Raw genomic sequence first — 12,400 nt, forward strand, 5'->3', positions numbered from 1 at the left:
CTGGGAGAAGAACGATTGTACGGGATCTCGCCTCGCCTTGGCCAATGCTTTATTGCGCTTAGGCTAATGCAAGGCGAGCCGATTTGTAACAAAACCTTGCTAGGCGGACTAGGCCCGCTAGCGAGTCATCTAAACTGGGTTAAAGCTCGGACTGAAATGGCAGGTCCAGCTTGCGCTGACTCACCCGCTCGTTGCCTATGGCGCTCACTATGTGGTTGCGCTCCACCTTGGTCCAGTGCTCACTCTGATCCGTTGGCGGCTCCGAGCAGATGATGATGCAGGCCTGATCACCGCCCTGAACTGCTTCCGTGTGGGGGATAAATTCGATCCCCTCCTGGCATTCGTTAACCTTGCCGCGACCGAAGAAGAGTGAGGCGGGTTTAACTCCCTCAAGCGTGGCGAAACGGGTGACGACTGTGTGTTTACCATCTGTCACCGCAAAGTTGATGAAGGCGTTGGTGTCGGCGCCCGCGGCCTTGCGTAGGCGCATGATGCAGGTGATGGTCGCCTCCATCGCGTTTTCCAGCTGACTTAGACTGGCCTGCTCGGCAAATTCCAGCTTGTCCATGAAGAGGGCGAAGGCATATTCAGAGTCCGTGTTGCCCTTGATCAAGGCAAAGGCGCGATCTGAGAGCTGATTGAGCAGCTGACGACGAAACTTATCGAACTGATCCAGGCGGCCGTTGTGCATCCAGAGGTAGTGCATGCATGAGAAAGGGTGGCAGTTGGCCTGACTGACCGGCATCCCCTTGGAGGCATCGCGCACGTGGGCAAAATAATGCTGGGTCTCTACCTTCTCGGCGATCATCTTGAGATTACGGTTACTCCATGCGGGATCCACGTTAACGAAGGTGGCCGGGATAGGATCATCCTGGGTAGGATACCAGCCCAGGCCAAAGCCGTCGGCGTTGGTGGGCACCTTACGTTTCTGGGCGTATTTGCTCTGCATCACCAGCGAGTTGGAGGCCTTAAAGATCAGGGGGGACATCAGCGCCTTGGGGCCGCTATAGGTTAAAAATCTGCACATGGACTCATCTATCCGAAATCATACCGACTCAAAATTTAGCGCGAATCGCGTGGGCGACAAAGGGAAATTTACGTCCCAAGCTAATTTTCCCCTTGCCTGTCGTTAAACTGTCACCTTCACGTCATGAATTCGTCTTATCTCCGCCTTAGCTTAGCGCAATTTATAGCCTATTTATCCGCCTCTTGGCGGTTCTTACTTAGGCGTACTCAGGGCAAGCAAAAGGATTAGGCAATGAACAACAAGATGAAAAAAACGGCGATAGCTGTGGTCGTGGCAACTTTGGGTCTGACGGCCTGCAGCGGCGATGACGGCAAAGATGGTGCAAATGGCAGCAATGGCGCAAACGGCGCGAGTAGCCTGGTTGCATTTACCCAGCTGCCTGCGGGCGACCTTGAGTGTCCACTCGGTGGACAGATGATACAGACAGGCCTGGATCTCAATGGCAACGGCGTGCTGGACAGCGAGGAAGTTAACGCCGAGCAGACTCAATACCTTTGCCGTGAGACGGTATCTGGGCTAAGCGCCGAGCTGGTGGGCCGTTATGAGTCCGGCGTTTATGGTCAGAGCGCTGCCGAGATCGTCGGTTTTCATGTGGCGAGCAAACGTATCTTCGTGGTAAACGCCCAGAGCGGCAAGGTAGATATCATCGATGCGGCCAACTTAACCGCCAGCCCGGTAGCAGGCAGCGATGCCCTGGTGCTCAATAACCTGCCTAAGCTGGCAGTGCTGGATGTGGCGCAAGATCTTGGCCTGGCTCGTCTTGGCGGCGTCAATAGCCTAGCTATTCATGGCGATTTGCTGGCGGTGGCCATAGAGCGCGGCGATGAGGCGGGTAACAGCAAGCAGGGAATGGGTTATGTTGCCTTCTATCGCATCGATAGCGCCGGTGAAGCCAGCCTTATTCATGGTGTTGAGGTCGGTGCGCTGCCAGACAATGTCGTATTTAGCCATGATGGCAAGCAAGTATTGGCGGCCGGCGAAGGTGAACCCAGCGATGACTACAGCGTCGATCCGCTAGGCACGGTGGCCATCATAGCCGTGACCGATGGCATGCCGGCGACCAGCGCGACCTTACTGGATTTTAGCGACTTTAATCTGGGCGGCGCGCGCGAATCCGAGCTGTCGAGCGACATCAAGATTAACGGCCCTGGTACCAGCCGCGCGCAAGACTTAGAGCCTGAATATATCAGCGTATCGCCAGACGATAAGCTCGCCTATGTCAGCCTGCAGGAAAACAACGCCATCGCGGTGATCGACATTCCAAGCAAAGCGGTCAAGGCCATCTGGCCCCTTGGCTTTAAGGATTTTGGTTTAGCGAAGAATGCGATCGATGCCAGCGACAAGGATGACAGGGTCAATATTCAGGCCTATCCGAGCGTGGTTGGCTTGTATCAGCCCGATACGATTGCCAGCTACCAGTGGCATGGCAGCGACTTTGTGGTGACGGCCAACGAGGGGGACTCTCGCGACTATGGCGGCTTCTCCGAAGAGGCCCGCGCCGGCGACCTCATGCTCGATGCTAACCATCCGCAGTTTGCCGCGGCCCAGGACAAGACGCAACTGGCGCGCCTCAAGGTAACTACCTCAATGGGGGATGAAGATGGTGATGGTGACTTCGACAAGATAGTGGCCTACGGCGGTCGCTCATTCTCTATCTGGGATCAAAACGGTCAGCAGGTGTTTGACAGTGGCAGCGATTTCTCCCGCATCACGGCAGCGCTGCTGGGGATGAACTTCAACAACAATAACGAAGAGAACAAGGGCGACAGCCGCAGCGACGATAAGGGCGCCGAGCCCGAGGCGCTGGCGATTGGTGAGATTGAGGGTAAGCGCTACGCCTTCATCGGCCTGGAGCGCACCTCAGGTTTCATGATCTATGAGATCACTAATCCGTTTGCGGTGAAGTTTGTAGACTATGTGGTCAATCGTGATTTCGAGGTCGGCTTCGAGATTGATGGCAGCGACATCACAGGTTCGCCTGAGGCGGCGGGGGATCTCGGCCCTGAAGGGATGAGCTTTGTGGCCGCGGCCGACAGCCCGAACGGTAAGCCGCTGCTGATCATAGGCAATGAGGTGAGCGGCAGCACCAGCGTGTATCAGCTGTCGCTGCAGTGAAATTCGGCATAGCACGATAAGGAAGGAAAAAGGCGCCCTGAGGGCGCCTTTTTCACATCAGACTAACTCGCTTGCAGTTAGTTCTCTAGCAGGGAAAAGCTCTCACCGCTGTCAAGCCAGGTGGGGTATTTCTTCATGATGGCGGTAAAGGCTGGGCTATCGATATGATTGGCGAGCCATGCGCGCACCTTAGGGTAGGGGGCGTGTTGCCACCAGGTATTATCCACGTGGGCAAACTGGCGCACGAAGGGGAAGATGGCATAGTCGGCGACGGTTGTAACGTCTGCCATCAGCTGGGCGTGTTCGTTCAGCCTGGCTTCCAGCCTGGCGATAAAGCGCTCGCCCTGGGCACGATAGTCTTCTTGCGTCTGCTCTGGATGGCGATCGGCGTACTTATACTTATCCAGCCAGGGCTTAAATTCATTGTCGTTTTCAGTGATCAGCGCCATGGCGGCTTGTTGCAGGTCAGGCTCAAGGCTGAGAAGCAGCGCCGCTGTTTTATCATCTCCCTTCTGATCTCCCTCTTTGGCCTTCTTACCGAGCGCCCATAGCATTATCGACAGGCTCTCGTCGATCACGCTACCATCTTCTAGGATAAGCACAGGTACAGTGCCCTTGGGGCTGGCCGCTAACATGGGCTCGGGCTTATGTTTGAGCACTATCTCTCTGAGCTCCACCTCCTGGCCAGCGAGAAAGAGGCCCAGACGGGCGCGCATGGCATAGGGGCAGCGACGAAACGAATATAATATGGGGTAGGCCATGGGGTCTCCTTGATTGCTGGCGCTATTCTTCATGGCTTTGCGCGAAATCGCAACCCCGAATGGCTTTTCGTCTTATTGAGCAGGCGACCGCGCAAGGGGTAATAAAATACCCTTACTTTTTCTGCCTGTTTGTTTAACTGTGATTTAGGTAGAATTCGCCTCCATTTTGCGCGCTAAGTCACTTATGGTCATGCTTAGGTTGATACTTAGGTTTATTCTCAGCTTCATGCTTGGGTTTATTCTGAGGTTCATACTTAGGTTGTGAGCGCGCCTATCCATGCACTGGGGATTAAGCCTCAGCGAGCAGTTTAAGAGGTTGATATGTCTCAGTTTGTTGTTTGTGCGTTATATAAATTTGTCTCCCTGCCGGCCTTCGAAGCCCTGCAGCAGCCGTTGCTGAAGGAGATGGAATCTTTAGAGATCAAAGGAACTTTGCTGCTGGCCAGCGAAGGGATTAACGGTACGGTCGCCGGTAGTCAGGCGGGGATCGATAGTCTACTGGCCTGGTTAGACGCCCAGCCAGGGCTGGATAATATCGTCTACAAGCTGTCATTCGACGATGAGATGCCTTTCTATCGCACTAAGGTCAAACTGAAGAAAGAGATAGTCACCATGGGGGTCGAAGGCATAGATCCCCGCAAGGTGGTGGGCACTTATGTGAAGCCTAAGGACTGGAACAAGCTGATCTCAGATCCCGAGGTGCTGCTGATTGACACCCGTAACGACTATGAGGTCAACATAGGCACCTTCAAGAATGCGGTTGACCCTAAGACCCAGACCTTCAGAGAGTTTCCCGATTATGTGAAGCAGAATCTGGATCCTAAACAACACAAGAAGGTTGCCATGTTCTGCACCGGTGGCATTCGCTGCGAGAAATCCACCGCCTACCTCAAAGAGCAGGGGTTCGATGAGGTGTATCACTTAGAAGGCGGCGTGCTTAAGTATCTGGAAGAGGTTAAGTCCGAGGAGAGTCTCTGGGAAGGCGAGTGTTTCGTGTTCGACAATCGCGTGTCGGTCAACCATCAGCTGGAAAAGGGACAGTACGACCAGTGTAATGCCTGTCGTCTGCCTATTACCGAAGAAGACAAACAAAGCGAGCATTATGTGCAGGGCGTAAGCTGCCCACACTGCATAGACAAGTTGTCTGACAAGCAGCGCAAGCGTTTCGTCGAGCGTGAGCGTCAGGTGCAACTGGCTAAGTCACGCGGCGAGAGCCATATCGGCAGCGATGTGAAGCAGGTGATCGAGGCGCGCCGTCAGGACAAGGTCGAGCGCAAACAGCGCCAGCACCAGGAAGGCTAACTGGTCGGCGCTGATATCTGCACGATTGTTTGGGCGAAAAGCCAGAACAGCTTCTATACTTAAAGGGCTGCTAGAGATGAGTTGCATCGGGCGACCTGTCTGCTTGATGAGCAGTATTGGCGAGGATGTAGATAGCCTTTCAGTTTTTAGAGTCTGAGCCAATGTATTCAGAGTAAGAAGCAAAGGCGAGTGTTGTGTTATGCAATGCTCGCTTTTTTATTGGCCGCGTTTTGTCTAATGATTCCTGGTGAGTAGAAGAGAAGTCAGTAGCTGCGTTTGAGCTAGTTGCCCTGAACCTCCTACTTATAGGGGGCATATCGTGCGGGGTAAAGTGTGTAGACGTGTTAGGTGCAGACGGCTAACAGCGAACTGGTCCTTTTCCGTTAACCCTGTGTCGGTATTTTCTTCTAAAAAACATCCCATAAAATCCGCTATAATTAATAAATTTCAATTATTTATATTAAGTTCCTACCCTTTCTCCTCGTTTCTCTACCTCTCATATTCTGTTTGTACGCATTTCCCCAAAACTCACCTAATTCATTATTTTTAGGCTTCTAAGTGGGTGAGGGCGCCAGGCGATGCAGACCCTGGATGTAATTTATTTTCATTTCGCCATTTACTTAGCCTGCTAAATAAATATAATACTTAGCATGCTAAGTAATTTGTCGGGTGTCGCTACCTAGCAATGAGGATCAAGATGACTGCAGAAAATCGAGATTGGGCCGAATCGTCCAATGCTGAGCGAGTCGCCAGGCTCGCAAGACTATGGCGCATGGTCGCCGATGCCGAGCTTGCCCCATTGGGCTTGACCCACAGCCGCTGGAGTGTGCTTTGGAAGCTCTATCGCATGGGCCAGCAGACCAGTCAGAAGGATCTTGCAGACGCCCTCGAGATAGAGTTGGCGTCCCTGATGCGCACCCTGAGTCAGCTGGAGCAGCAGGCCCTTATCGAGCGTCACTGCTGCGAGCATGACAAGCGGGTGCGGCGCGTCTCCCTGGCCCAGGCCGGCCTGGATCTGCTGGCCTTCATCCGTCAGCGCATTATCGATCTGCGCGCCGAGCTTTATGAGGGCGTTAGCCCAGAGCAGCTGGAGGCGTTCGAATTTGTGCTCAACCGCATCAGCGAAAACGCCGTAAAGAAATTACACCCCACCGCCACAGATAAAGAGGAAAAGTAGAAAGCATGACACCGGATCAGCAATTTGCCCGTTTAGTTAAGTTTGCCAGCATCGGCTTCATCCTGCTGTTTGGTTATTTCCTGGTGGCCGACCTTAAGATGCCGCTGACCACCCAGGCGATGGCGACGCGCACCATTACCCAGGTTGCGCCTCAGGTGAGTGGCCGAGTAATCTCGGTACAGGTCGCGAATAACCAGAAGGTGCAGCAGGGCGATCTGCTGTTTAGCCTAGATGCCACCCCTTTCTTGCTGGCCCAGGAGCAGGCCGAGTTGGCCCTGGAGCAGGCGAGACAAGATAACGCCGAGTTGGATGCGGCGATTGCCGCCGCGACTGCCGAGGTGAACGCCAAGGAGATCGCCTACGCACTCAAGCAGCGTGAGGCCAAACGTATTCAATCACTCTATGCCAATCAGAGCGTGTCGCAGCAGATGATCGATCAGGCCCAAACTGAGGTGAAAGCCAGTCGCTCACAGTTGCTGGCCGCCAAGGCGCAGCTGGCTAAGGTACAGACCCTGAGGGGCTTACCGGGCGAGGATAACCTCAAGCTGCGTCAGGCCAAGAATCGTCTGTCTCAGGCAACATTGGCCCTGAGTTATACCCAGATCCGCGCCGAACACGATGGTGTGGTCACCAACGTGCAGCTAGCCTCGGGCAACATGGTGAATCAGTCGACGCCCGTCATGGCGCTGCTGCTGGATAATGTGGATGTGATCGCCGATTTTCGTGAGAAGAACCTGCGCCACATCGCCCCAGGCGCGACCGCGCTGGTGGCCTTCGACGGTCGCCCAGGTGAGCTGTTTCAGGCGAGCGTCAGCAGTGTCGATGCCGGTGTGAGTCAGGCCCAGTTCGATGCCAATGGACGTCTTGCGACTCCAACCGAGTCAAATCGTTGGGTGCGAGATGCCCAGCGTTTCCGTCTTCACCTGGAGCTGGCCCCCGATGTGGCCATAACCCTGCCGGCCGGCGCCAAGGCAACCGTGCAGCTTCAGCCAAGCAATGTTGTCTATGAGCTGTTTGCCAAGGTGCAGATCAAGTTCATCAGCCTGCTGCATTACATCTACTAGGGGCGAAGCGTGTTAATTCGTCATCATCCCTTAAGTGCCAACGATCTGCGCCAGTGTCTGCGTATTGCGACTGGCGCCACCTTGGGCTTTCTCAGCTGCAAGGTGCTGGAATTTAACTACGGGGTCTTCTTTACCGTTCTGCCCATGTTGATGCTGGGGATCTTGCCTAAGATGTCGCTGCATGTGGTGCGGCAGGTGATGGCCTCGTCCGCCATCGCCATCATAGAGGTGGCGCTGCTGGCCGAGTATTTGGGCTCGCACCCGATAGTGATGTCTATCGTCGCCTTCATGCTGTTTCTCTACCGCTTTGCCTGCATGTCCCGCGGCAGCCTGTTTCTGTTTGGCGCCACAGGGGTGATTAGCCTGAGCATCATGCTGCACTTTGCCAGCTACCCGGATACAGATGTGACTGAGCTGGCGATCAATAACTTTATGGGTTGTGGCTTTTCCGTGCTTATTGCCTATCTGATGATGTACCTGTTTCCCGACGTCGATGCACGGGCGCCTATGGCAGCTATGCCTAAGGCGCCCCATCGCATGCGTCACGAGGCGCTGATGGGGGCGACTATCGCCACCATCTCCTTCGCCGTGTTTCAGGTGTTTGATCTGCGTGATTCCTTGGCGGCCCAGGCGACGACATTGTTGTTACTCTTTCCCATGCACTGGAACGGCGCCCTGGGTTATGCCAGACGCCGCGCCGTAGGTACCATACTCGGGGTGACCTGTGGCCTCTTGATGCAACTGCTGCTCTATACCTGGGCCCATGAGCTGGTGCTCCTGCTGCCGCTTTTCTGGTTGGTGACCCTGCTGTTCAGTCAGGCTCATGTGACCGAGGCGATGGGCTCTGGGGTGGGATTCGGCGCCATGACCACCATGGGTGCCCTCTATGGTCAAAACCTGACGCCCGCTAACGATCTCATCTACAGCAGCCTCTATCGCGGCGCGAGTATCTTAGGCGCCATAGTGCTTACTCTGATGGCCTGTTACCTGGTGCATCTGCTGCTTAACCGCTTCGAGGCCACCCGTTTCGGCCATTAGTCCTCGGTTTTCTTTGCCGGGGTCTCCTCCTGGTCGCTAACCCGATTTAGCACCCCCTTGAGGAGGTCCATCGGCAGAGGGAAGAGGATGGTCGAATTCTTCTCGCCGGCGATCTCTGTCAGGGTCTGCAGGTAACGCAGCAAGATGGCGTTGGGCGACTTTTTAAGGTTCTGCGCCGCTTCTACCAGCTTGGCCGAGGCCTCCATCTCGCCAGAGGCGTGGATCACCTTAGCGCGACGGATCCGCTCCGCCTCCGCCTGTCTGGCGATGGCGCGCACCATGGTTTCGTTGAGATCCACATGCTTTATTTCCACGTTAGAGACCTTGATCCCCCAGCCGTCGGTGCGGCTGTCGAGGATCGACTGAATGTCGGTGTTGAGCATGTCGCGATTGGCCAGCATCTCATCCAGCTCATGTTGCCCGAGTACAGATCGTAGCGTGGTCTGCGCCAGCTGCGAGGTGGCTTGCAGAAAATCCTCCACATTGATGATCGCCTTCTGGGCATCTATGACCCGAAAGTAGATCACCGCATTGACCTGCACCGAGACGTTGTCGCGGCTGATCACATCCTGAGTCGGCACATCCATCACCACGGTGCGCAGATCCACCCGCACCATCTGTTGCACCAAGGGGATCACTATGATGAGGCCAGGGCCCTTGACCCGGTAGAAGCGCCCCAGCATGAAGATCACCCCGCGTTCATATTCCCGCAGGATCTTGAAGGTGCTGATAAGCAGTGACACCAGCAGGAAGGTGAGGGCGACGAAGAAGAGCTGGGTATTGTAGGCTAAGGCTTGCATATCAACCTCCTAAGGATTGTCTGAATCGGGCAGCGTCGCCGCTGGGGTGACGATAAGGGTAAGTTTGTCGCGCCCGAGTACGACAACCGTCTCGCCCGTCTGGGTCTGGGTATCTGATCTGGCCTGCCAACACTCGCCACCCAGGGTGACCAGGCCGTACTTCTCGAAGCCTTTTACCACCTTAGCACTGGCGCCGATGAGCAGATCGTCGCCGCTGACGTTGGCGGCCTTGCGCGCCTTCCACAGGCTGGAGAGTACCCAGAGAGAGAAGCCCGACGCGGTAACCGTCACGGCGGCGATAAGCGGCAGTGAGATGGAGAGATCGCCGCCCTCGGCATCGATAAGAAACAGCGAGCCCAGGGCGAAAGCCACGATACCACCCAGGCCCAGAATACCGAAGCTGGGCACCATGGACTCGGCGACGATAAGGGCTATGCCCAGCAGGATAAGTCCAAGCCCGGCGTAGTTGACCGGCAGCAGCTGAAAGGCGTAGAGGGCGACCAGGAGGGCGATACCGCCGGTGACACCGGCAATGCCTATGCCAGGGCTGTAAAACTCCAGCAGCAGACCATAGATACCGATCAACATCAGGATATAGGCGATGTTGGGATCGGTTATGGTGGCGATGACGCGATTGCGCCAGCTTTGTTGACGCGGCGTTAGATTGGCACCGGCCAGGGACAGGCGCTTAGCCTTGCCATCCACCACCACGCTAAAGCCTTCGAGCTTGGCCACCAACTCTTGTGGATCGGCCGCCATCAGGTTGATCACATTCTGGGCCAGCGCCTCATCTGAGGTGAGGGTGGCGGCATCGATAACCGCGCGCTCGGCAAACTCGACGTTACGCCCCCTCAGGTTAGCCAGGGAGCGAATATAGGCCACCGCATCGTTGAGCACCTTGTGGGCCATGGCATCCTTGTTGTCCTTTGGCGTTGACTCGGGACTAGACTGACCCATGCCATCCTTTTGTGCTGCCTTATCTTGTGAGCCAGATTCTTTGGGATCAGAGCCAGAACCGGAACCGGAACCAGAGTCTTGGGGGGAGGAGGGCATGCCCAGCTGCACAGGTGTGGCCGCACCTAGCGTGGTGGCGGGTGCCATGGCGGCGATATGGCAGGCATAGAGCATATAGGTGCCGGCGCTCATGGCTCTTGCGCCCGGCGGGGCTACCAGGCAGGCGATGGGGATCTTGGATGCAAGGATCGCCTGATTGATGCTTCTGAGACTGGTGACCAGCCCCCCGGGGGTATCTAGCACTATCATGATAAGCTCGGGTCGCTGCTCAACCGGCAGGCGATTGGCGTGGTCTATCTGTTCGCTTAGGTATTCGCCTATGGCTGGGCCTATGGCGCCGCTAAACTGCAGCAGGGGAATGGGTTGGGGCGTGGTTTGCGCGGACTCACTGTTTTCCTCCGTCGCCGACACGCTCTTGCCCAGGCTCAGCGCTATTAGCAAGAGCAACGGGATAACACTCAGTGAACGTCGGTTTAAGCTGTGCATAACGACTCCCAATGTCCCTTTAAGTTTAGTCGATTTCCCATGGGCGATATTTGTGTGAGCATTTGTAAGAGCTTTTGTAGGCGCTTGGGTGGTGGGTATTTGAGTCGGCCGCTTGTCTTTTATGGTGAGTGTGTTATTTTGCTCGGCTTTTTCATGGGCGGGAGCGCTTTGCATGTTTGTTGGATTCGATTATGGCAGCGCCAACTGCGCCGTCGGTATTATGGATGGGGAAAGGGTGCAGCTGTTGCCCCTGGCGGGGGACTCTCACTACCTGGTATCGACCCTGTATGCCTTCGACCGTGAGCTGATTGCCGAGGCCGTCTATCAGCAGCTAGCTGGTGAATTGAAGGCCGATTATGCCAAGCTACGCTCGGCGCAGCTGAGCCGCGCCCGTCATGCCCGTCAGGCGCTGGATCTCGACAGTGATGAGCAGGCGGTGTTTGTCGGTGAGCAGGCGGTGGCCCATTATCTTGAGATGCCCGAAGAGGGCTTCTATGTGCGCTCGCCCAAGTCTTTCCTGGGGGCAACCGGTCTGCGAGCGGATCAGATCGCCCTGTTTGAAGATATCGTCACCCTGATGATGATGCATATCAAGAGCTTGGCGGATAAGCAGTTGGGCGCTAAGGGAAGCGCCACCCATGCGGTGATCGGTCGCCCAGTCAACTTTCAGGGCATAGGCGGCGAGGAGAGCAACCGTCAGGCCGAAGCCATCCTAGCGCTGGCGGCTAAACGGGCCGGTTTCATCGAGGTGAGTTTCCTGTTCGAGCCCCTGGCGGCGGGGATGGATTTCGAGGCCAGCCTGACCCAGGACAAGACAGTGCTGGTGGTGGATGTGGGCGGCGGCACCACAGACTGCTCTGTGGTGAAGATGGGGCCGTCTCATATCGCTAAGGCGGATCGTAGCGAGGATTTTCTGGGTCACAGCGGTCAGCGCATCGGCGGTAACGATCTGGATATCGCCCTGGCGATGAAGGCCTTCATGCCCCACCTTGGGCTGGGGTCTCAGATGGTCAATGGCCTGCCTGTGCCCAGCCAACCCTTCTGGAGTGCGGTGGCGGTTAACGACATCAGCGCCCAACGTGACTTTGCCAGCCTGACCAGCCGCAAGATGATAGAGGAACTGATTAAGGATGCCGAGCGGGCAGATCTGTTGTCGCGCCTGCTCAAGGTGCAACGGGATCAGCTCGGCTATCGACTGGTTCGCAGCGCCGAGGGGGCTAAAATTGCCCTGTCAGATGATGCGTTCACCCAGGCGAATCTAGATTATGTCGATGCTGCGCTGGCTGCCGAAGTCGATCAGCAAGGCTTCGTCGATGCGATCGCTCAGCCTGTGGGCTTGATCCAGTCCTTAATGGCTGAGGCAATGGCCAAAGCAACAGATAAGGCGACGGACAAGGCGCAGGCCGATATTATCTATGTCACCGGCGGTACGGCCAAGAGCCCGGCGATTTACCAGAAGATTGCCCAGATGTATCCTGAGACAGAGATAGTGGTCGGTGACCACTTTGGTAGTGTGACGGCCGGACTAACCCGCTGGGCGCAGAAGGTATTTGGCTAACGCAATAAGGTGTTAGGCCGTCAAGGCAATAAGACCACAAAACAACGAGACAACAAGG

10 protein-coding genes are annotated in these 12,400 nt (G+C 55.8%); 6 read left to right on the plus strand and 4 right to left on the minus strand.

Annotated elements, in window-relative coordinates:
- Positions 1 to 139: 139 nt before the first annotated feature.
- Complete coding sequence (locus tag K0J45_RS08975) at positions 140 to 1,027, minus strand: class II glutamine amidotransferase (RefSeq protein ID WP_220045021.1); 888 nt, start codon at positions 1,025 to 1,027, stop codon at positions 140 to 142.
- Between the two features lie 231 nt (positions 1,028 to 1,258).
- Between K0J45_RS08975 and K0J45_RS08980 the strand changes: the two genes are divergently transcribed.
- The gene (locus K0J45_RS08980) at positions 1,259 to 3,142 is read left to right on the plus strand and encodes a choice-of-anchor I family protein (protein WP_220045022.1); all 1,884 of its coding nucleotides are present in this window, start codon (positions 1,259 to 1,261) and stop codon (positions 3,140 to 3,142) included.
- 77 nt (positions 3,143 to 3,219) lie between these two features.
- Here K0J45_RS08980 and K0J45_RS08985 read toward each other — a convergent pair whose 3' ends face one another.
- The gene (locus K0J45_RS08985; RefSeq protein WP_220045023.1) at positions 3,220 to 3,903 is read right to left on the minus strand and encodes a glutathione S-transferase; all 684 of its coding nucleotides are present in this window, start codon (positions 3,901 to 3,903) and stop codon (positions 3,220 to 3,222) included.
- 321 nt (positions 3,904 to 4,224) lie between these two features.
- Here K0J45_RS08985 and trhO point away from each other — a divergent pair, with 321 nt between their 5' ends.
- From trhO to K0J45_RS09005, 4 genes are all read left to right on the plus strand, one after another.
- Positions 4,225 to 5,205, plus strand: a complete 981-nt coding sequence (gene trhO, locus K0J45_RS08990; protein ID WP_220045024.1) for an oxygen-dependent tRNA uridine(34) hydroxylase TrhO — start codon at positions 4,225 to 4,227, stop codon at positions 5,203 to 5,205.
- A 697-nt stretch (positions 5,206 to 5,902) separates the two neighbouring features.
- Positions 5,903 to 6,382 (plus strand): MarR family transcriptional regulator, encoded by a 480-nt coding sequence (locus K0J45_RS08995; protein ID WP_220045025.1) that lies wholly within the window; start codon positions 5,903 to 5,905, stop codon positions 6,380 to 6,382.
- A 5-nt stretch (positions 6,383 to 6,387) separates the two neighbouring features.
- A complete protein-coding gene (locus tag K0J45_RS09000; RefSeq protein ID WP_220045026.1) occupies positions 6,388 to 7,446 on the plus strand; it encodes an HlyD family secretion protein in 1,059 nt (352 codons plus the stop codon).
- Between the two features lie 9 nt (positions 7,447 to 7,455).
- Positions 7,456 to 8,484, plus strand: coding sequence for a DUF2955 domain-containing protein (locus K0J45_RS09005; RefSeq protein ID WP_220045027.1), 1,029 nt, complete (start codon positions 7,456 to 7,458; stop codon positions 8,482 to 8,484).
- On the opposite strand, the gene K0J45_RS09010 is transcribed toward K0J45_RS09005, so the two are convergent.
- Both K0J45_RS09010 and K0J45_RS09015 read right to left on the minus strand, forming a co-directional pair.
- Positions 8,481 to 9,284, minus strand: a complete 804-nt coding sequence (locus K0J45_RS09010) for a slipin family protein (RefSeq protein ID WP_220045028.1) — start codon at positions 9,282 to 9,284, stop codon at positions 8,481 to 8,483. The two genes, K0J45_RS09005 and K0J45_RS09010, sit on opposite strands and share 4 nt — an antisense overlap.
- Before the next feature lie 9 nt (positions 9,285 to 9,293).
- Positions 9,294 to 10,784: an NfeD family protein gene (locus tag K0J45_RS09015; protein ID WP_220045029.1), complete on the minus strand. Its 1,491-nt coding sequence runs from the start codon at positions 10,782 to 10,784 to the stop codon at positions 9,294 to 9,296.
- Positions 10,785 to 10,956: 172 nt separating this feature from the next.
- Between K0J45_RS09015 and yegD the strand changes: the two genes are divergently transcribed.
- The gene (gene yegD / locus K0J45_RS09020; RefSeq protein ID WP_220045030.1) at positions 10,957 to 12,342 is read left to right on the plus strand and encodes a molecular chaperone; all 1,386 of its coding nucleotides are present in this window, start codon (positions 10,957 to 10,959) and stop codon (positions 12,340 to 12,342) included.
- The last annotated feature ends 58 nt before the right edge of the window (positions 12,343 to 12,400 follow it).

It is taken from the genome of Shewanella alkalitolerans (assembly GCF_019457575.1).
Classification (GTDB): domain Bacteria; phylum Pseudomonadota; class Gammaproteobacteria; order Enterobacterales; family Shewanellaceae; genus Shewanella; species Shewanella loihica.